Annotated in this window: 17 protein-coding genes, 1 other RNA gene and 1 pseudogene; 12 read left to right on the top strand and 7 right to left on the bottom strand. The window is 55.1% G+C overall.

Annotated features, from left to right (window positions below):
• Positions 1 to 56: 56 nt before the first annotated feature.
• The 3 genes from B0B09_RS03150 (at position 57) to B0B09_RS03140 (ending at position 2,484) form a co-directional block, all read left to right on the top strand.
• Positions 57 to 659: an SCO family protein gene (locus B0B09_RS03150; protein WP_076658332.1), complete on the top strand. Its 603-nt coding sequence runs from the start codon at positions 57 to 59 to the stop codon at positions 657 to 659.
• Between the two features lie 62 nt (positions 660 to 721).
• Positions 722 to 2,071, top strand: a complete 1,350-nt coding sequence (gene hemN / locus B0B09_RS03145) for an oxygen-independent coproporphyrinogen III oxidase (protein WP_076658331.1) — start codon at positions 722 to 724, stop codon at positions 2,069 to 2,071.
• Positions 2,072 to 2,136: 65 nt separating this feature from the next.
• Positions 2,137 to 2,484: a DUF4345 family protein gene (locus B0B09_RS03140; protein ID WP_076658330.1), complete on the top strand. Its 348-nt coding sequence runs from the start codon at positions 2,137 to 2,139 to the stop codon at positions 2,482 to 2,484.
• Positions 2,485 to 2,624: 140 nt separating this feature from the next.
• On the opposite strand, the gene B0B09_RS03135 is transcribed toward B0B09_RS03140, so the two are convergent.
• Genes B0B09_RS03135 through B0B09_RS03125 form a run of 3 tightly spaced genes read right to left on the bottom strand, consistent with a single transcriptional unit; the run spans position 2,625 to position 6,570 of the window.
• Positions 2,625 to 4,340, bottom strand: coding sequence for an IucA/IucC family protein (locus B0B09_RS03135; RefSeq protein ID WP_076658329.1), 1,716 nt, complete (start codon positions 4,338 to 4,340; stop codon positions 2,625 to 2,627).
• Complete coding sequence (locus B0B09_RS03130) at positions 4,340 to 5,218, bottom strand: GNAT family N-acetyltransferase (protein ID WP_076658328.1); 879 nt, start codon at positions 5,216 to 5,218, stop codon at positions 4,340 to 4,342. Before B0B09_RS03130 ends, B0B09_RS03135 begins: the two co-directional genes overlap by 1 nt.
• Positions 5,215 to 6,570, bottom strand: coding sequence for an IucA/IucC family protein (locus B0B09_RS03125; protein ID WP_165689285.1), 1,356 nt, complete (start codon positions 6,568 to 6,570; stop codon positions 5,215 to 5,217). The genes B0B09_RS03130 and B0B09_RS03125 overlap by 4 nt, the downstream gene beginning before the upstream one ends.
• Before the next feature lie 392 nt (positions 6,571 to 6,962).
• Here B0B09_RS03125 and B0B09_RS03120 point away from each other — a divergent pair, with 392 nt between their 5' ends.
• A complete protein-coding gene (locus B0B09_RS03120) occupies positions 6,963 to 8,066 on the top strand; it encodes an MFS transporter (RefSeq protein WP_076658326.1) in 1,104 nt (367 codons plus the stop codon).
• Between the two features lies 1 nt (position 8,067).
• On the top strand, positions 8,068 to 9,372 hold the full coding sequence (locus B0B09_RS03115) for a lysine N(6)-hydroxylase/L-ornithine N(5)-oxygenase family protein (protein ID WP_076658325.1): 1,305 nt from the start codon (positions 8,068 to 8,070) through the stop codon (positions 9,370 to 9,372).
• Positions 9,373 to 9,413: 41 nt separating this feature from the next.
• Here B0B09_RS03115 and B0B09_RS03110 read toward each other — a convergent pair whose 3' ends face one another.
• The gene (locus B0B09_RS03110; protein ID WP_076658324.1) at positions 9,414 to 11,558 is read right to left on the bottom strand and encodes a TonB-dependent receptor; all 2,145 of its coding nucleotides are present in this window, start codon (positions 11,556 to 11,558) and stop codon (positions 9,414 to 9,416) included.
• Positions 11,559 to 11,579: 21 nt separating this feature from the next.
• Positions 11,580 to 12,797, bottom strand: a complete 1,218-nt coding sequence (locus B0B09_RS03105) for an MFS transporter (RefSeq protein ID WP_076658323.1) — start codon at positions 12,795 to 12,797, stop codon at positions 11,580 to 11,582.
• Between the two features lie 368 nt (positions 12,798 to 13,165).
• On the opposite strand from B0B09_RS03105, the gene B0B09_RS03100 reads away from it, so the two are divergent.
• Positions 13,166 to 14,137 carry a siderophore-interacting protein gene (locus tag B0B09_RS03100; RefSeq protein ID WP_165689284.1) on the top strand — a complete coding sequence of 324 codons (972 nt, stop codon included), beginning with the start codon at positions 13,166 to 13,168 and terminating at the stop codon, positions 14,135 to 14,137.
• Positions 14,138 to 14,195: 58 nt separating this feature from the next.
• Here B0B09_RS03100 and B0B09_RS18205 read toward each other — a convergent pair.
• Positions 14,196 to 14,273: pseudogene (locus B0B09_RS18205) on the bottom strand (IS5/IS1182 family transposase); the annotation flags it as partial.
• A gap of 251 nt (positions 14,274 to 14,524) precedes the next feature.
• Here B0B09_RS18205 and B0B09_RS03095 point away from each other — a divergent pair.
• The 3 genes from B0B09_RS03095 to B0B09_RS03085 are packed head-to-tail and all read left to right on the top strand — an operon-like array spanning position 14,525 to position 17,247.
• On the top strand, positions 14,525 to 15,469 hold the full coding sequence (locus B0B09_RS03095) for an Lpg1974 family pore-forming outer membrane protein (RefSeq protein ID WP_076658321.1): 945 nt from the start codon (positions 14,525 to 14,527) through the stop codon (positions 15,467 to 15,469).
• A gap of 34 nt (positions 15,470 to 15,503) precedes the next feature.
• Entirely contained in the window at positions 15,504 to 16,778 is a 1,275-nt protein-coding gene (locus B0B09_RS03090) for a cytochrome P450 (protein ID WP_076658320.1), read from the top strand.
• A gap of 13 nt (positions 16,779 to 16,791) precedes the next feature.
• Entirely contained in the window at positions 16,792 to 17,247 is a 456-nt protein-coding gene (locus B0B09_RS03085; RefSeq protein WP_131824988.1) for a hypothetical protein, read from the top strand.
• A gap of 111 nt (positions 17,248 to 17,358) precedes the next feature.
• Here B0B09_RS03085 and B0B09_RS03080 read toward each other — a convergent pair whose 3' ends face one another.
• Positions 17,359 to 17,997: an SOS response-associated peptidase gene (locus B0B09_RS03080; RefSeq protein ID WP_076658318.1), complete on the bottom strand. Its 639-nt coding sequence runs from the start codon at positions 17,995 to 17,997 to the stop codon at positions 17,359 to 17,361.
• 301 nt (positions 17,998 to 18,298) lie between these two features.
• Between B0B09_RS03080 and B0B09_RS03075 the strand changes: the two genes are divergently transcribed.
• The 3 genes from B0B09_RS03075 to B0B09_RS03065 all read left to right on the top strand — a co-directional run bounded on the left by B0B09_RS03075 (position 18,299) and on the right by B0B09_RS03065 (position 20,598).
• On the top strand, positions 18,299 to 19,321 hold the full coding sequence (locus tag B0B09_RS03075; RefSeq protein WP_131824987.1) for a hypothetical protein: 1,023 nt from the start codon (positions 18,299 to 18,301) through the stop codon (positions 19,319 to 19,321).
• A gap of 203 nt (positions 19,322 to 19,524) precedes the next feature.
• Positions 19,525 to 19,875, top strand: a transfer-messenger RNA (tmRNA) gene (ssrA, locus tag B0B09_RS03070).
• Positions 19,876 to 19,947: 72 nt separating this feature from the next.
• Positions 19,948 to 20,598 (top strand): DUF1194 domain-containing protein, encoded by a 651-nt coding sequence (locus B0B09_RS03065; protein WP_076658316.1) that lies wholly within the window; start codon positions 19,948 to 19,950, stop codon positions 20,596 to 20,598.
• Positions 20,599 to 20,600 lie beyond the last annotated feature (2 nt).

Raw genomic sequence — 20,600 nt, 5'->3', positions numbered from 1 at the left:
AAACACAGGTAAGGATCGCACTAAAGCACGAAAGCCCGTCATCATCGGAGGATTTGATGAAAGCTGCGATCTTCGGAACTGTCACACTGGCCGCCGCCGCCGCACTCGGTATCTATGCGTGGCAGAGCCAGAACACACCGGCGCCATGCGGCGACACAGCCGTGGCAGGCAGCGCCATTGGCGGACCATTCGAACTGGTCTCGGAAACCGGCGAAACTGTGACCGATGCCGATGTCATCACCAAGCCGACGCTGGTTTATTTCGGCTACACATTCTGCCCTGACGTTTGCCCGCTGGATTCCGCACGGAATGCACAGGCGGCCTATATCCTTGAAGACCAAGGGCTTGATGTGGGAACAATCTTTATCTCGGTCGACCCACAACGCGACACGGTCGAAGTTGTGCGCGATTTCACCGACAACTTCCACGAAGACATGATCGGCCTGACCGGATCACCAGAACAGGTCAAAGCGGCGAGCCAAGCCTATAAAACCTACTACCGCGCAGTTGAGGGTGATCCCGAATACTATCTCGTTGATCACTCGACGCAGACCTACCTGATGTTCCCCGAAACAGGGTTCGCAACCTTCTTCCGGCGCGACACACCGGCAGAAGCTGTCGCAGAGATCTCGGCCTGCTTTATGGCGCAAAACAGCTAGAAAAAATGCGCCACTTGATCTGGCGCAACAAATCCTAAAAGGCGATGGGCAAAAAGAGGTGTATGACACATCTCGATACCCTCCGCCGCATGGGCCTTTTTGACGCCCGCGTGCCCCGCTACACCAGCTATCCGCCGGCGACTGCGTTCACCCCTGCGCAAGGGGCCCACTTTCAGGTCAGTTGCCTGCAATCGCTTGATCCGGCAACACCTGTTTCGGTCTATATCCATATCCCCTTTTGCGAACGGCTCTGCTGGTTTTGCGCCTGCCGGACGCAAGGGACGCGTACGCTCAAACCCGTGGCGCATTATCTTGAGGTGGTGAAGGACGAGCTTGCTTTGCTGCGCGCGACCCTGCCTGCGGATGTGGTGATGGGGCAAATGCATTGGGGTGGTGGCACGCCCACGATCCTGCCACCCGAGATGATCCGCGACCTCGCGCAGGCGGTCAAAGACGTAATCCCGCCTGCGCCCGATTTCAGCTTTTCGGTCGAGATTGACCCCACTTTGGTGGACGACGCCAAGATCGCAGCGCTGGCCGAGATGGGCATGACGCGGGCCAGCATCGGTATTCAGGATTTTGCCCGCGACGTCCAAGAGGCGATCGGACGCAAGCAAAGCTTTGCCCAGACCCGTGCCTGTGTGGACAGCCTGCGCGCCGCAGGGATCACGTCGCTGAATGCGGACCTTGTGTATGGGCTGCCGTTTCAGACCGCAGCCAAGCTCGCCGCGACCATCGCCAAAGTCCGCGCGCTTGATCCGGATCGCATCGCACTTTTCGGCTATGCCCATGTGCCCAGCTTTTCCAAGCGCCAGAAACTGATCCCCGATGCGGCCCTGCCCGGTGAGGAAGACCGCTATCATTTGACGCGCCGGGCCGCAGCCGCCTTTGCGGGCAGCGGCTATGAGCCCATCGGGATCGACCATTTCGCCAAACCCGCAGACAGCCTTGCCATTGCTGCAAAGACAGGCCATCTGCGCCGCAACTTCCAAGGCTACACCGATGACACCTGCCCTACCCTGATCGGGATCGGGGCCTCTTCGATTTCGCAATTCGCGCAAGGCTATGTGCAGAACGCATCGGCCACCGCTGCCTATATTGAACGTGTCACGGCAGGCCAGCTTGCAGGGCATCGCGGCTATGAAATGACAGCAGGGGACCGTCTGCGCGCTACCGCGATCAACATGCTGATGTGCGACTTCGCAATTGATCTGGAGCGGCTCGCGCAGCATGCAGGTGCAGCAGAACTTGCCCCGATCCATGAGACCATTTTGCAGGATTTCGCAGGCATGGTTGTCAAAGATGCAGGGCACATCCGCATTACACCCGCAGGGCGCGCACTCACCCGCATTGTTGCCCAACGCTATGACGGTTTTGCGGGGATCGCAGCACAGTATTCGCAGGCCTCCTAGCTTTTGCGGTTGAAGTTGCGGTCCACTGCGCCACTTTGAACCAGAATTGAACTGAAAGCAGCGCCATGGACATCCTCAATATCATTTTTGCCATCCTCAGCATCGGTCTGGGTTGCTTTGGCTGGCTGGCCCCGCGCTATACGATGGGTGCCCTCGACCTGAAGGCGGGCGTGACCACGATGGGCATGTCCGAGGTGCGCGCCTCGGCAGGTGCGCTCTTTGTCGGGATGGGCGTAGGTGCCGTATGGTTGGGCACGCCCGAGGCCTATCTGATGCTCGGCTTTTGCTGGACAGGTGCTGCCATGGGGCGGTTGACGTCACTGGTGCTGGATGGCGCGACGCGGCAGAAATGGACGTATTTTGCGGTGGAAGCTGTGGTTGGATTGGCCGCGATTGGTTTGAATTTGGGATAGAGGGTGTGGGGGCATTCGGCCCTTTGCCGCTGTACAGCAACCATCTGGGATGCTGCGATGCGGCCCGTCATTGCGGACTTTCGCTGCAAGCGCGCAATCAGGTGATTGGTGAATTCACACAGCGCGGAGAAAGTCACCTTTCAAGGCGATAAATACAACGGGTTATCAAGATCACGCCCGCGCGCTGGCAAGGGGCGTTCTGCTGAATCGTCGTAGCCAATAGCAAACCGCACGCGGTTGATGCACACTTTTGGCATCATCGCGGCAAATAGATCGAACAGGGCAAAACGATGGGAAAGTGATGGGTGACGGGTTGAATAGTCATGCAATACCTTCCTGAGTAGGTGGTAAAACTCGGCTTCATCAATGGCATTGGCGCGCGCCAACCCAGCCGATAAGAACCGCAATACCGTTATGAAATGGGCCGTTTGGATGTCGTGCACGATATATGCGGGGGGCTTACGTGGCAGCAGGTCTCGAATTTGGGGCGCAAGTCCTGACATCTCATCAAAATTTTGATCTACGAGGTCCAGGTCGCCTTGGAAGTCTTTGATCGCAAGTCCGTCGGGCAAACCATTATTGAGAATAACAGTCACGTTCTGCCCATGCGCGATAAAGCCAACCCCGTATTTGCACAAGAAATGCCACAGCGGCAGGACTGTCACCGCAAACAGTTTGGACAGCCAGTCTTGGATGCTGAGGCCGGATTGTTCCGCCCAAGCCAGCGCCAAGGGACGCCCCTCGGCATCTTCATGAAACAATGCAGCGGCCATCACCGCCTGCCGATCTGGTCCCGCAAGATATTCCGCATTTTGACGCCAGATCGCGCCAAGCATTTCGTGATGCCGATAGGGCGAGTCTGCGTTCGATTCAAATTGTGGGTGCGCGTACCAATAGCCCGCGACCTCTTTCAGGACCGTCACAACAGGCGATAGTTCCGGATCATTGGCGACGATCCCTTCCAACCAATCCGAAATAGCCCCCCCATGTTCGATATATTTGCCGGGCATGCCCCGCCAAGCCGACGTGTTCAAAATGCCCAACGAAAGCTTAATATCAAACGGCCCGCCATCCAGCGGCGTCAAGGTCCGCAGGCTGGGGGTGGCTATAAAATCAGGACCACAGAGGCCCAACGGAACAATGCGCCCAGATGCGATTTCGTCGACAAAGCTTTGCTTGATCGTATTGGTCCATTGCCACGGATGAATTGGCACCAAGACGTGTGTGTCAGCGACGCCCATATTGGTGGCCATCAGGCGAAGCGTCTTGGCATGTGCGCCAAGGGCGCTGTTCAAGGCATCATCTGCATCAAATTCGGCCGATCCCCCGACACGCAACATCGTGCGGTCTGCGGCAATCCAGAAGAGTTGCATCGTTTCGGCATTCTCTGGCGCGTACCGGGCCAAATCGTCCACACCCCAGCCCAGACGCCCCTTGTTTGCCACCGCCTTGGGGTGTCCGTTCAACTGCGCATGTAACATCGGGATAGCGAGTTTGATGATATCGGATCCGGTCAAGTGCCCGTTTTTCGAAAGCATCTCTTGATCTTGCTGCAGCGTGTTGGAAAGTTCGCGCAGGAACATCGCCTCGGTCGCCGGGGTCATGCCCAACTCGCTGCGCGCATCGACGACAAAATTGAGCGGGCATGGCGCACCACTATGTGACACCTGAATGCTGTCCAGGTCGATATCCAGATTGTCCCAGATGCGTCGCACTGCCTTGAAACTGTAGACAGCACCGGATGCCAATCGCAGTTCAAACTGTGGCCCACCCTTGGGGTCTAGCAGTTCTTCCCAAGTGAGCTCACTGATCATTTTCGCCAAAAGACGGCGTTTGGCCAATAGGTAAGTGCCCATCACATTGGGACCTTGGCAAAAAACTTGTCGCGGTAGCAATGCATCAAGGCGGAACGTTTATGCGGAAAATCGAATTCCTTGATCTTATCGTAGGCCATCGCATCGGCGTAACGGAGCAGTTTTGCATTATCGACGCGCGGTTCGCCAACGACCAATTCTGTCATCGGGCAATCTAGAAAGATGTAATGTGTTAAGGCCCTGATCCAGGCGGATGTTTTACGACGGCCTAACTGAGCTGTTTCACCGATAAGCCCATGCCATCCACGGTCCCATGGTCCTGCGTCAAAATATGCGCCAAGACGATCTTCGCGCGCCCAATAGATTTCGAAATATCCAACAGGCTGCCCATCATATTCGCCCACAACTGAAAAGTTATGCGGATCAGACAGGCGGGTTTCCAAAAATTCGCACAGCTCTTCTTTGGAACGGTCCTCTTCCCAAAAATAGGCAACGCGTGGGTCATTTTGCCACCGGTGGAACATGTCTAAATCGCAATCGATATCGATAGCGCGAAATGACACGGTCACGTCCGCGTCGGCAAAGTAGCGTTCGTAAACCACCCCATCGGGGTTTTGTGGCCGCAACGGATGATCGCGCCCGTCGGGGCCGGGCACCAATTCTGTGCTTTGATAGGTCGCTTCAGGATGCTTCCGCCACAGGTTTGCCGTTTGCAGAAAGCCCGATTTATGAATGATCCCCTGATTACCTTCACGGCGCAGGTAAGGGCGCAGCCGGGTTGCCATTGGCAGAGGCAATGCGATTTCTGTCAGGCTTGGGTCATCACCGAATTGCGCGGCGACCCATGGCTCAAACATGTCAGACCCAATGGCGGGAACGTCATCTGCGGGGAAAAACGGCTGTGGGGCAAGCTTGGTCATGCGGGTTGTCTTTCTAAAACGGGGTTGGGGATTTCAAGGAATGTGGCAAGCTGTCCACCAGCGTCGCCATCGGCTTCGTTCACGCCGCTTAAGCTGGTTGAAAAATTGCCTTTGCAGGTCAGGCCGGGCCGCTCTAGCAGCCGGGTATAAAGGGTCGCGTCACCGGGTGTTTCCCGTTGCCAACGCCGCAGCGCATTACGCCAGATATCGATCAGCTCTGGCTCAGAGGCGGCCCCATCAAGCACGAGTGTTGCCAACGTATGCATCACTGTGTTCACGACCACGTAGTAGGTTAAAAGCCCATCACCCATCTCTGCGGGCACAATGTTCTCCGTACCCTCGCCAACGTCAGGACAGAACGCTGTCAGATGATCATGGAAACTCTCAAGATGACCGGTCCCTTGGCAATCACGCACCCACACATTTGCAGGCCAACCATCTTTCAGACCCACCATCATATTTTGCTGATGCGAGCCAAATAACAGCCCATGGCGTGCCCGGACCTCAAGCACGGGATAGACAGCGACATCTAAGAAGCGCGCAAACCAGCGTGGTCCGGCATTGTGGCCCAGCCTTTGGACAAGTTCACCCAAGGGGGACACGTCATTGCCTGCTGCCTCGCACAATGCGGCCAGCAAAACGGGGCCGCGCGATGTGCCGTCGAACGGATTGTCACGTAAGACGGCGATGGTTTCCGGGCAAAGTGTTCCACCTTCGTCGATCATCGCGGCATAGCCCGGCTCACCCAGAATATTGAGTGTCGGGCATTCCTGACGCATTTTCGTCCCCAACGGGGAGAGAAGCAGTGAGGAGATATGCAAACCCCGCCTGACTTCGCGCAACGACAGATGACGCACCGAATTTGTGAGACGCAAGCTGAGCGATGTTTTGACCATAAACGGGGCATGAGATGCGTAAAGGCTGCGCATGGAAGACGTCGCAGCCCAGGCAGGCCGACCCGCCCCCAAATGCCGTATCGTGCCGTTGTCGATCATCGTCGTAATTCGCGGATCACCGGCCAATTGTGTCGCTTGCCACGGGTGCAATGGGATCAAACACCCATCGTGCGATTGATCCAGGTCCGCCTTAGCGAGCATAGCGAAGCGGGTCTGCGCATCTTCACCGCCAAGCTGCATATTGTCCCGATCGACGGCGTACCACTCTAACGCAAACCGGCCCTCATGCTCGGGAGCGTAGCGTTGTGCAGCCTCATGGGTCATTTCATCCCGGCTGCGCGGGGTCGGGTGCATCGGGTGGCCCGCCTTTAATGCCTGTTCTGCGGCGATAAAGGTCCAGTTCTCGGGTGTCCCTCTGCGCGGTGGGGCCGCTATTGTCGCGTTGATACTGTTCATCACCCGGTTTTGGAAAACCTTCCCTCCGGGTGCCGACATATGCCGCAACAAGGCCGTTGGGGTCATCGTGGACACGGCTCCATTTAGGTCGCGTGTCACACTACCGTCAAACCGCAATCGTAAATCTGAAGAATGCCGCGCGAGACCTAAAACGACCTTAGCACCGTCATGATCAGTGAAGACAAGCCGCCCATCAAGACACGATGGATCGGTCAGTTTATCTTCACGCAACGCTGCATTGATGAATGCTTCGAGCGACGCAATCTCGCCCGTGACCTGATGATAAGGCATTGAAATACCAACCAATCCTTGTTTCTTTTCGGTTGTGCTGGGTATTTACGTTCGCCTTGCAGTACATTACTGACTGTTTTAGTCAGGATTCGTCAAGCCCTATGAAAAAACTTTTTAGATACGCCCCCGCCCTAAGCGGTCACGCCTTCCAGCAGACCGCCATGATCAGCATGGTTCCGTTGCTTGCAGCGACCATGGGCCTGCCTGAAAGTGCCATGGGGCTTGCCATATCGCTGGGTATGCTTTGCGCGGTTTTCGTGGTGCCGTTCATTGCGTCCATGGGTGGACGTGGTGTTGTGATCGGCGGATTGACGCTTCTTCTTGGTGCAAATATCGCCCTGCTTGGGTTGGTCAGCACCGCCGATGCCACTTTTGCAACGGCCGTGACCTTGGGACTATTGCTTGCGATCAGGTTTATTCAGGGAACAAGCGTCGTTGCGGTTGTCATCGCGGCGCAAGAGGCGGGAACACAAACCGCCGGAACCGCACGGCAAGGCCTGTCAAAAGTACAATCAATGTCGGGTGTTGGGCGGATCTTGTCTTGCCTGATGATCGGCCCGCTTTTGCTGATTTCGCCACTCGCCCCTTTGGCACCTGGGGCCATTGGTGCGGGCATCAGCCTGGTGATGTCGTGGCGCGGCGACTTTCCACAGTTGCGCCCAATCAGTAGACCACCACCCATTGCGATGCTGCGCCTGCCAGTGATGAACCAAGTGGCGTTGGGCGCGGTGCAGGTTGGCCTTGCCCCGCTTTTGATGCACCGGTTAGGATTCACCCCAATACAAGCGGCAGGTGCGGCCAGTTTGTGCATTGCTGCGGCCAATACCGGGCTGTTGATCAGCGCGTTTTTGCTGGCTGCGCATGCGACACGGCGGTTGGCCAAAGTGGCCGCTGTTTGCGTGACATTGACAGCGATTGGAACGGTTCTCACGTCTCACTTCGGACTTATCTTGTTGTGTAGTTTAATGTTTGGAGGGTGCTCCTCCCTCTTGTTTGTCTTCAATCTATCAGAACTCATGACCCGCGAGGAATTCGCCCAGCTACAGGTCACCGGTTGGAACGCTGCGACACAAATCGCAGCTCTAGCCCTTGGAGTCGGCATTGGCTCAGCGCTTCTTGTGCTGTCACCAGCCGCTCCGTTTGCTGTGGCGGCGTTATGTGGTGTCGCCATGGCTTTGTCTATTCCCCCAAAACAAAGGATCTGACATGACCAGTAACAGTTTAAAACTCGACCTACTCGGCGTTGGCATTGGGCCATTTAACTTAAGCGTTGCGGCGCTGGCGTCATCTATTCCAAATCTGCAAACGGCGTTTTTTGACCGGAAGCCTCAGTTCAGCTGGCACGCCGGGTTGGGCTTTCGCGATTCTGTGATGCAGACGTCTTACCTGAAAGACATGGTGACGCCTGTGAATCCAACCAGTTCACTTAGTTTCTTGAATTTTCTGGTGACACACGGCCGCTTTAACGACTTCTTGGCGGGGCGCTTCGGTGCGGTTTCCCGGATTGAGTTCACCGAATATATGCGATGGGTCACACAAAACCTGCCCTCTTGCCATTTCGACAACGGTGTCACGCGAATAGATCATGACGGTCAGCAATTCGTCGTAGAGACCGCCCGCGGACAGCAAATCCGCAGTGCTGCCATTACTATCGGTACTGGCCAAGCACCACGCATTCCCAAAGATGCACCATTGGGCCAAAACTGCTTTCACGGCAGTGAATATTTGCATCACCGCGATCACTTGAAAGGAAAACGGATCGTGGTTGTTGGCGGCGGGCAGACCGGTGCGGAAATCGTGCTCGATCTGATGGATGGCACGTCCAACCCAACTGATCTTGTCTGGCTTAGCCGTCGCAGCGCCTTTTGGCATTTACAAGAAGGCAGTTTGGTCGATCAAATCTTCACACCGGCCTACCGCGATCACTACCGAAATTTGTCCCCGACCGATCAGGTGACCACCGTTGCCGAGCAAAAATTCAGCAGCGACGGCCTCACACCCGAGACAGCAGATGCGATATACAAGGCGCTTTATCGGTTTAAACACCTGAACCAAACCGCCCCTGTTTCATTGCGACCGGGTCGTGAAGTTATTGAAGTAATGCCAACGACGGGTGGTTACCGCGTCAGCGCCCGATCTGACCTGGATGTGGTTGAAGAGACCTTTGCAGATGTCGTCATTCTTGCCACAGGTTTCCGCCCACATATCCCGGATTGCCTTGCCCCGTTACAGGAGCGGCTTGAGGTGGAACCCAACGGATCACTTGTATTAGACGAAAACTACCGCGTTATTTGGGATGGTCCTGAGACGACACCAATTTACGCGTTAAACCATGGGCGCGCGTCGCATGGGATTGTTGATCCACAGCTGAGTCTGGCGGCGTGGCGCGCAGGGAAAATTCTGGAAGATGCCACAGGTCAACGCCTGTTCGATGGTCTACACAACAGTCCCGGTAGCATGATTGATTGGGGCATGATCGATACGCCAGTCATCGCACGCAAAAGCGCCTAAAGCAAAAGCCCCGCCAGATATTGGCGGGGCTTTTGCGGTATCTAGAAACTCAGCGAATACCCCATGGAAAGCGTTCGCCCAGTGTCTGCAACACGCACCGCCCCACCGGTCAGCAAATTTGTCCGGATACTGCTGGCCGTTGCGTTTTCCTGATCGCGGTCAAACAGATTGGTCACACCAACCGTTAAGGCACCGTCACCCAGCGGATAACGCGCGCCAACATTGACGGTCACCATCTCTTCGAGCACCTCCAGATCGCCTTGTTCGCGGCCCGAGGCATAGACAACCTCACCGTTGAGGTTCAGCCCATTTTGAAAGGCGTAATCGCTGAACAATGTGGCGGTAAAGCTGGATGGGATCCGGCTGTTGGGCAACCAGCTATCCGTATCGCCGTCATCATCGGTATCATAGCGCCCTTCGACGTAGGCCAATAACGCGCCCATATCCCAATTATGGTTCAGCGCCGACTTCGCTTGAACTTCAGCACCCCAGATTTCCTCGGCTTGTTGGGTGATCGTACCGGTTGTGTCATCAAGCACCGCACCTTCTTCAGATGTAGAAAAGTAAGCGGCCACGTCCAATTGGGTCATTTCGGTCGTGTAGCGATATCCCACTTCATAGGTATTGACGATTTGCGCCTCGGGCCGGATGTCTGCGAAAGAAATTGTTTGGCCAGCGACGTAGATATCTGATCCGGCACGGCGGGTGAAACTACCAACATCGGGGACCGAGAACCCTTGGCTAAAGCCTGCGTAGACGTCTGAAGTTTCAGTGACATGGTACACAGCACCGATATTGCCGACCACCGCATCGTAGTTGAAATCACCGCCGATGACGTCAACAGCCGGGAGCAGGAGACCGTATCCATAGATCGCAGCATCCGGGCGTGTAAAGTCGGACACGGAAAGTGCAAACCGCTCCGCCCGCAAGCCTGCACTGATTTCAATGTCATCCGTCAAAGGCGCATCAAGTTGTGCAAATGCGGCAATGCTGTTTTGAACCATCGGGGCAATCAAATCGGTGCCGTCGAGCATTTTCTGTTCGACTTCGTCACGGCCCACGTCGACACCCCATGTCAATATGCTGCCAGAGGTGATGCCGTCCATGGGTGTCCGGAACGTGGTCGAGAGCTCATAGGTGGTCGTAAACAATTCGCCTTGGCTATCAGGATCTTGGACCAGTGTTCCTGCGCCGTCTGTATAATACAGGAAGTTGACACCATTGACCTCAGCGGCCGCTGCGCGGCGTTCAATATCGGACACTTTCGCGCTGATCTCTAATTCGCCAAATCGGGTGTCGTCATTTGCATAGGTCACATAGGCGTTGACACCTTCATCCGTGACCGGTTCACCGGTGTATTCCCTGTCCGAAACACCAACAGGATTGACATCAAAGTCTGGGAAAAAGTCGATGTCCTGTTCCAAGGAATATGCACCGACACCAAATTCGACAGAATGCGCACCAGATGCCCAAAGACCTGAAACACCTAGGTTGTAGCTTTCGGTGTTATCAAGGCTGCCCTGCCCCACCAATGCGTCGGACGAGATTTCATCGCCCGCGCCATCATAACGGGTTCCGGTCTCACTGCGCGACATTGTAAACCGCAGCGCGAGATCATCGAACCGCCGTTCATGCGCGATTGAAACCCTGTTTGACAGGCTATCGCTGCCGTCTTGGATTGATAGCTGCGTATCAACTGTTGTGACATTGTCATCGGCTGGTTGTTTAAGCACGATATTGATCAGACCCCCGGTTGCGCCGTTCCCAAAGCGGGCGGTGGATCCTTTGACAACTTCGATCCGGTCGATTGAGGACGGATCAATCAGCGCCAGTTCGCGGCTAAAACCACGCAATTCCGATGTGCGCGAAATGCCGTTCACCAAGATTTGCGCACTGCGCCCGCGCAGGGTTTGACCCGCATCGCCAAGCGTGCCGTTGGCCGGGGCAAGCCCCGGCACCGCATTTGCCAAAACGCTTGCAAGGCTGCCACCCTGTGCAACAGCACGCGCTAGATCATCGCCTTCGATCACTTGCACTGTGCCGGGGATCGACCCCTCAGTGGCACCGGTACGCAAGGCGTCCACCGTGATAGTGCCTAAAAAAACGGGCTCTCCCTCTTGGGCAGCCGCGTTCGTTGTCATCAAGGCAAGGGACGATACCCCAGCCAGCAAAGCTGTGAATTTCATGCGTATTCTCCGGGTTTTATATCAAGGTGTCGCCGCGATGGCGCGCACCTTTGGTGAGAGGAAAAGCAAAGCTATCATTCCAGATGCGGCCGATAGGATTGTTGCGATCAGGAAGACCGGGCCGTAACCGTGCAGTTCAGCAATTGTCCCTGCGACCATACCGCCGACCATGTAGGTGAATAGCGTCGCACAGGTGAGAATGGTGAAGTCAGTCCCAGCCTGCTGTAACGAATTGAAACGCATGTAGACCGTAAACAGCGCCACCATTTCAATGTAGCGCAGGAACGTGTCACCCGCAGACAGCGCCACCAAGGGCCATGTGCCAATGCCTGCGGTTGCGGCAACATAGAACAGCCAAAATGCCAGTGTGCGTGCTGCGATCAGTAGCAGGAAAAAGCGCAACAAGCCGATCCGGCTGATGACGTAGGCCCCGGCAAATGCGCCAAAGATACCCACCACCGCAGCCGAGATACCTGAAAGCGCGCCGATCTCGGACAATGTAAACCCTTGATCGACCAAAAACGCTTGCTCAAGCGCTTTCACAAGCCCCTCAGGTATGCGGATCAGCAGGGCGAAACCCAAAATCGCGAATGCTCCGGGGATTGCAAAGAATTGACGGAACCGCGCACGACCGGCCATGGGCGGCAGTTGCCGCAGACCTTCTTGTGCTGGCAACCGGAAGAAGGGCGTTACGGCAACCAAAGTGACGACAGCCATGATCCAGAGTGCGCTGCTCCACCCTACCAGATCGTTGATGATCAAGGTTCCGGACCCGCCCACCAAGACACCAAATGCCACCGCGCTACCTTGGACGGCGTTGCCTGTCGGCTGCTCATCGGGCGGAAGATGTTCAATTGTCCAACCATCTGAGGCGATATCTTGGGTCGCCGACGAAATGGACATGACCATCAAAATTGGGAAAAATGTTGCCGCGTCCGTCACCGGGTCCAGAGACGACAAAATCAAGACGCCTGTGAGGGTCACAAACATGAACATGCCCACAACACCGCGGTGCCCGAAACGCGGCATATGACACAAGCGATCTATGAGCGGAGCCCAGAATACCTTGAGCACCCAAGGCGCGAGTAACAGCCCCATACCGCCGATCACATCAAGCCCAATGCCGTTTGCGCGCAAAATTGGCGGAAGCGCCGCAGCGACAAGATACAGTGGAATAGCTTGCGCTAGATAAAGCCCAAATATTGCAAGCGAAATTCTATTATTGGGGAAGTGCAGCATACCATTCTAATCCTCAGAGGTAATGCTGGCACTCACGCTGGCGCCGAGAATACACCACAGCACCAGACCAAGCACAAGTGTTTTAGTCAGGTATTATTGCATTTCTTTTGGGTGCTCTTGCCGAGTCGCCTCCACCAATGATGGGCGGCTGGCGCGATTAAAAAAAATGCGTGAAAGATGACGGGCGACATGGCTTAATTGCGGCTCTGGAAATGGTGTTCAGATCGTGATTAATTGCACCCAGCCCGCCAACCGTGGACCATTTTCCGCGCCAGCCCGCGATGAACCTAATAACATCAGGGGCCAGAGCTGGGATGATCGAAGTTTATAGTGAGTTCAGTGGGTTATCGTTTAACGCACTGAAAGGGATGATACTTCACGAAGCACAGTCGCATGGGCTGAAGGTGTGCGAAGATTCTGATGCGAATTTGCGCATTCAAACGACGTTGGGCGAATTTGGCATTGCGGATGTCAAGCCTGGGAAAATCCGGTTGCACGTCGCTTCGCAAGAGCCAAACCAGCTTTACGCGCTCCGCGACAGTGTTTTGGAACACATCACCCATTATGCCCCTGACGTCGTGAAAGCCATCACATGGTCGGATGCCGATAAAACCGGCATGATCGCACCAAACTTCCAATTCGCAACGGTGCTGTCATCGGCCCGTTTATGTGCCACGTTCACACGGATCAGGATGCGCCTGAGTAAGCCGCAGTTGTTCAGCGATCAGGCAATCCATTTTCGGTTTTTGTTCCCACAAAACAACACCAACCCACCCCAATGGCCAACGCTTGCGCCAAACGGATCGACGAAGTGGCCACAGGGTGCTGACGCATTGCATCGCCCGGTCTATACAATCCGCAAGTTGGACGAGGACATCGCAACCGTTGATATTTTCCACCACGATGGCGGGCGCACTTGGGAATGGTCGAAAACTGTCAATACCGGGGATCAGGTGGCCTTGTTCGGACCCGGTGGGAGTGGCGTTCTGGATACCAACGACGTCATACTCGCGGCGGATGAAACCGGCTTTCCTGCCATGGCGCGTATGATAGATGCCTTACCCGATGGCCACACCGCACGCGCGTTGCTGTTAACCCATACAGGCCAAACGGATTACCCAATGCCAACGCCTAAGGGGACTACCATTGCATGGGCCACACCAGCAACGTTCCAAAAGCAAATCGAAGCCTTGCTTCGGGACCGTGCCCCCGCCTTTTTATGGATCGGATCAAACGCAACTCAGATCCAGAAACTGCGTCACTCACCAACGATTATGGCGATGAACACCACCTCTAAACGGCTCGCCGTATTTTGGACCGGATCTCCCCGGTCAAAATAGGCAGTGTCTTAGATTCATGAAGCCTGCGTAAGCAGCCCCAGATTGAAATCGCACAGCAAAACATGACGATAGCGGCCAATGCGCATGCTGACGGGAAGACCTTGGGGCACCTATCGTCGCCCGTTGCGACGCGCCGCCGGTTCTAGCGGCGCAGCTCTCCCGAAGCGGACGTTGGTCGACCCTTGCTAATCTGCGAGCCTGTCTGAGTGGGCGGGAGATGATTGTTCGTACACAGCTGAATGCACCGGTCCAAAAACGGACATGTAGCGCGCACGACACACCCCATAGTTGAAAATGCAGATAGTCAGCACAAAACACTGCAAGCGCCAAACTATCACCACATTGCGTTAACTAATACGGCCGGAGAATTAACAAAAGGTAAAGACTATGAAACCTTCACTTATCTCGACGACATCTTGGTTCGCGATACTCACAACAATCAGTTCTGGTGCTTTCGCGGGGGGGGTCGCTGACGCGATTACCGAGCCTGCTATCGCAGCGCCCGCGGCAACCTGCCTTGGCGGTCCGACACTCGATCTTCGCGCAGGCATACTGCGGTCAGACAACGTTTTGGCGGATGACACAGCGTCGCTTGATGATAACTTTTCTTTCGAAGATGCAAACTTGAGCGACAAACTCGGATTAGGTGACGCCGAAGGTGGTTTTGGTGCCGGTCAGTTCACATGGGATCGCTGCGGGAGTGACATTGCGGTCGGTGCAGGTTTTGCCAGCACGTCGATGGAAGAAACCGAAGCGGGAGTAGATTTCTTTGGTGAAGTCGCTATCTCAGATGATGTTGATTTCCAATTCGTTGACGTTGAATACGGTCGGCCAATTGGTGACAAAGTCCGCGGGTTCCTCGGTTTGCGGGTTTTGAACTTTGAATCAGATTCGGCCTTTTCTACCGAAGGAGATTTGCTTGTTTCGGAGGCCACTTTCACTGGGATCGGCCCACGCGCTGGCGCTGAATTCAATACGTCAACTGGCCAAGCTGGTTCATTTGGTGTCTTTGGTGGGGCCTCTGCCGCACTACTATACGGTGAAAGAACGAATGAAGTGGGAGGTTCCATTATTTTTGAGGACCCCGCCAGCAACTCTGAGTCGTCAAATGAAGCTGTTCTCAATTTCGAGGCGGAGTTGGGGGTTGCTTATAACATCACCGATGCGGCCGCTGTGAAGCTTGGCATGAACTATATGCAGATCAATGATATGGACTGGGCGTCAGGTACGGACTTTGTTGCCGATATCGATAATGATGGCGCATTAAATGAAGTCGAGGCCGGAGATCGATCGTTCGTAGGGGCCTTTGTTGGTCTAGAGATCGCGTTCTAGCAGGACACTGTACCTTGAACAATTTACAGCAAACATGAACGGGACATCAGCGCAGGCGCAGTCACAAGTGATGCAGGCGCTTCGCGCTGACCCCACGTCGTTTCTTTACTCGCTTTCCCGCTCGCATCCCGGCAAAGACCTCGTCTTGCCGAATGCCTTTGGCGGGCTGCGTGTTATCCAGAACCCGGCGACCGCTCAGTGGGTGCTTTCGAACAAAGACAAGGTCTTTGAAAAATACGTTGGCTTTCACAAATCAGCCCTTGGGCGCAGTCGGTTAACAGCTGACGGCGCGGACTGGCGATATTTGCGTGACATAAGCCAAGAGCGCATCTTGGCCCCATCCTCGTCTGAGATTGCTGACGTTGCGGGCAAAGAGTTCGCGGCGGCGGCTGACTCGCTTTTGAGGGCAGCCCCCGAGGGCGATCCTGTGCTTATTGATGATGCCATAGATGTCGCGGCGATGCGCGTCCTGTGTCGGCTTGTTTTCAAGATACCGCCAGACATGCTCTCGAACACGTTGGCCCAAAACCTGCGGTCGATTTTCCGGCTCACGACGATGGCAAATTGGACCCCTAGCGCATTGATGCCGGATTCTGACACTGACATTGCGCGCTCTGCCCAAGCAGGCTTTCAGCAACTGCAATCGGACTTTGCGCGACTTCGGGAAAACAACTCGGGTTTTGCCGAAGACAACCTTTTGGCGCGGATACTGAATGCGGACCCAGAACGCACAGACCCATTGGCGGAGTTTGCAACCCTGCTTGTGGCTGGATATGAAACGACTGCCAGCGCGATTACGTGGATATTGTTTTCATTGGCAAGGGCACCAAGCCTGCAAGAGGCGGTGCGCGCCGAACTTGGTCAAAACGATGGGGAAAGCATATTACTGCACCGCATCATTGCCGAGGCCTTGCGATTATTTCCACCTGTTCCGGCGCTTGGCCGTATCGCAAATCGCGAGGCGATCAAGGGCGACCTACGCGTCCAGCGCGGTCAACGTATTGTCGTGTCTTTGGTCGGCGTGAATCTTGGCAAAGTCGCGCAGGAAAAACCGTTCGCCTTTCATCCCGACAGGTTTGCGCAAGATGATACGACAAGGCGGGCACTGACATCGGCCATGTCCTTTGGGCATGGGCAACGTGTTTGCCCGGGCGCCAATTTTGCAATCAAGGAAATTGAATCTGCTGTCATTGCATTCCTGCAGCGTCTTGCGTTTCGCATTGATGCTACGACAATAGGGCAAATCGAATGGGGGATCAGTATGCGTCGCAAGAATGGTACGCAACTCAGGCTCTCATCTCTGACATAGGCGGGGGATACCATTGGGCGATGAAATCAGAATAACAACGTTAAAGCCGTCCCATGCCAGTTTGGGGCTAATCTTCAACTATCTGTCAAAGCGCAAACCATTTGCCGATCATACAGCGGGTTCGTTGGCCGCAGCAATCAGAGTTCAGCTCGAGACGCAGAACCATCTCTTCGCACTCAAGGGCGATGTGATCGTGGGCTACGCAGGCTGGATGGACGTCACCAAAGAAAATGCCGATGGATGGCTGAAAGGGGAAAGCCAGTTGGTGCAGGTGGCCTCGGGGAAAACAGAAGTTGCGGCACTGACAATATTTGTGGCCGACCTCAAAGAAGTGACCCCTCTGTTAATCAGAGGCGCGCGCGATCTGAACCCGAACATCAAGGTGGTTTTTCGAAGAGGGTACGAACAGACCGGTAAAACCGCAAAGAAACAAAGTGTCGGAAACGTGGTGTCCTCCAGCATGCGGTAACTGCGCCAACGATGCATCCAGACAAAGATACTCGCGAACGTCGGCTTCACGTTCCTGTCAGATGTCAGGCGGCGCCGCAGCGAAAGTCCTCGTCCCGCCCTCACCTCCCCTCTAAACCGCCTCCTCCACAACCTCCAACCCGTCATCTGCGAATGGCCGTTGCAGTTTCAGCGCGGCCTCCACGGGGGCGTCCAGCCAGTGGGCAATGGCCTCGGGGCTGCGCAGGATCACAGGCATGGCTTTGGGGTGGATGGGCGCGACAACAGCATTTGGTTCCACCGTGAGAAAGGCGAAGAGGTGATTTGTCGTCTCGCCCTCCTTCAACGTCCGGACCGAAGTCCATTCCGTCCAGATGCCCGCGAAAAACAGCGTCTTCTGCGGGCCTGTGGGGGCAAACCAGACGGTCTTGGGCTTTTCGCCCTTCACGGTCTGGTATTCCGAAAAGCTGGTGAATGGCACCACACAGCGGTGCGCCGGACCCAGCCAGCGCCGCCAATGCGGTGAGGCCGTGTTGCGCACATTGGTGACACCTTTGTCGGTTTTCTTTCCCTTCAAGACGAACGCAGGCGACGGCATCCCCCAGCGCATCATCTGCATCACACGGCCTGCGGGCGTCTGCGTGATCACGGGTGCGGGATAGTCTGGGTAAATGCCTGTCAGCGGGGGTAAATTGCCCGTCTCATCGCGCCACAAGTTGACCAGATCGGCAATCGCGGACTGGGTCGAGGTCAGGGAATAGAGGTTGCACATAAGACAAAGTTGGCACGGTAAGGTGGTTCGATCAACGGGAGGTTTGGGCGGGACACATTCCATTGACCCGGGCCTGCTTGTTTTTGGATGCAAGCATGATTGATGTGCGCAGGTGCAGCGGATGACAGCTTTGAGCCCAACGTGCCGGATGCTGCGCGGCGCATGGAGGACGGCTCCTTTGAAATCTTCTGAGCTCCGCACTTTTGTTGAAACACACCAGAGCAAGTGCCATCTTGCACGCAAATTTCAGGCGGAGCTTGGCGATGTCTGACCGAACGTTGGAGCCATTCCATTGTATTACTTGTACTATATAATTTTTCTTCTGGCATGGATTTTCGGGGTAACACGACGCGGCGATAATTCCGCGAAATCCAAGAGAGTTGGTTTTCGAGTAACCACTGCCTCTTTGCTTGCTGCAGTAGCATTTTTTGTATTGATCAGCGGCATTCAAATGGGTGGCCTCATTTTTGCCGCCATACCGCTGTTTATCCTTTTTCCAGCTTTAGCGTTTGGGATTGGCCTTGCCGTCTCAACAATAGCTAATGATCTTGCCAGTAAAAACCGGACGATTTCTGCCTTTGCGATGGGAGCAATCTCAGTGATTGGCCCCTCTTTCGCAATTCTGCTCTTTTGGTGGAGCCAAAATACGCATGAAGAGCAGCGCCAGGATGACTTGGCTGCCTTCCAAGCGGGCGATATTGTTGGACAAATCGGCGATCAAAGGGTTCGTTTTCCTGCAAGTCCACAGTTGGAGACCATTCATACGTGCGAAAGCTATCAGCGCTGCTACACGAAATTCTTGCGCAGTGGAGACACGCTTCAAGACCTTGCAGGGTTTGGGGCGGAGGAAGTTGTCTTAATGGAAATTGAGTTGATCCCGGTGCATCGTACATGCGACGGCCCCACCGCACCACTGAACGCATGTTTGCGACAGTCCAAACTTCAGGCGTGGTGTGAAACAAGGGCCGCGTTTTCTGAAAGCGTTTGGTGCCAGGGAAAGCCAAGGCATAGGGTTGTTTTCTCGCCTATGATTGAAGGCAATTTGCAGCGGTTTCAGGATAATAACTGGCTAAATGCTGGGGAAGAAAACCTCGGCATGGATTATCTTGGTGCTCCAATTGAAATTGAATGCAATACGCGCCGCGATGAGAGCATATTGAGCAACCCTCACTTTAGTCGTTATTGCCGTCTCAAGTTTAGCGTTGCTGCTAAAGTGAGTGCGACTATCTTTCTTGATAGATTTGAGCCCACTGAAATGAAATCTCAGGCAACAACCATGTTGGACTACGCAAATGCAATCTGGGCGAGCGTAAGCCAACAGTGATTGGCCTAAATGCACCGACGATGTCGCATGTTCTTTTTGAAATAGAACTCTTTTTGAGCAGACATTGGTGCGCATGCAGCGAACGGCGACTTTGTCCGCCCAAAGCAGACTTTGCCCGCCCGTTGTCACAATATACCGTTTATGTTGTGAAAGTCGCAAACAAACCTATTTCCCATCACCACCCTTCGTACCTTTTCCCACGCCCCCTTGCGCCGCCCTCTCCAGTTCCCTATCTGTAAAGTGTCCTTCGGGACTATGGACATAAACGCGCTCGTAATAAGCGGATCGGACCCGGGGGCGGTACCCGGCGTCTCCACCAAAACCTGCTCATTTGGCAGCAATGGGGACGAAATAGGATCGACGAACGTCTAAAGGGGTTTTGCTTTGTCCCGGTGAGTTACCACCGTTATCGGTACAACAAAGCTAGTTGCAAATGACAACAAAGCACCGATGGCACTCGCAGCGTAAGCTGTGCGTAATATCGAAACCTTAAGCCCTATGGTTTTGCGACCATAGGCGGGGTCCGCAGGTACCTGGCAACAGAAACCTGCACCTTCCCCGCTTTTTGTCGTCGTTTTGCGATCTTGTCACTTGCATTGGCCAGTGGCTCTGCGCACGATCCCCCTATGATCCGGTTTGTTTTTGCGTCCCTTATCTCTACCCTGCCCGTCACTGCACAGGCCTGCGAGACGGCACTGATCCTGACGATGGATGTCTCAAATTCGATCGACAGCGCCGAATACCGACTGCAAACCGACGGACTGGCCGAAGCCCTGCGGGACCCCGAGATTGTGGAAACGATGGTGGCCGGAGAAAATTTTCTCACGGTCGTGCAATGGTCCGGTGTTGACCGGCAGGCCGTGTCAATCCCCTGGACCCAGATGCGGACCGCCTTGGATGTCGAGAGTTTCGCCCAGAAGACACGCGTGATGGAGCGCGCCTTTGTCCTGTCCGATACCGCCCCTGCCGAGGCGATTTTCTTTTCCCTGCGGCTTTTTGATCAGGTGCCGAATTGCGCCCGCAAAGTCATTGATATTTCGGGGGATGGCACACCGAACGGTGGCTCGGATGTGCGTGCCGCGCGCACCGCGGCCGAGCGTGCCGGTGTGACCATCAACGCCATTGCGATTGAATCGATGGGTCTCGCGATCACGAACTTTTTTCGCGGTGCCGTGATTACCCGCAACGGATTTGTCATGACCGCACGCACCCACCGCGAATACCCCGCAACGATCCGCGCCAAGATCCTGCGCGAGATCAGCCGCATCTTCGGATAGGG

Origin of the sequence: Yoonia rosea, from assembly GCF_900156505.1 — a bacterium.
GTDB lineage: Bacteria > Pseudomonadota > Alphaproteobacteria > Rhodobacterales > Rhodobacteraceae > Yoonia > Yoonia rosea.
The sequence above is the reverse complement of the archived record's forward strand: the minus strand, read 5'-3'. Positions and strand labels throughout refer to the sequence as shown.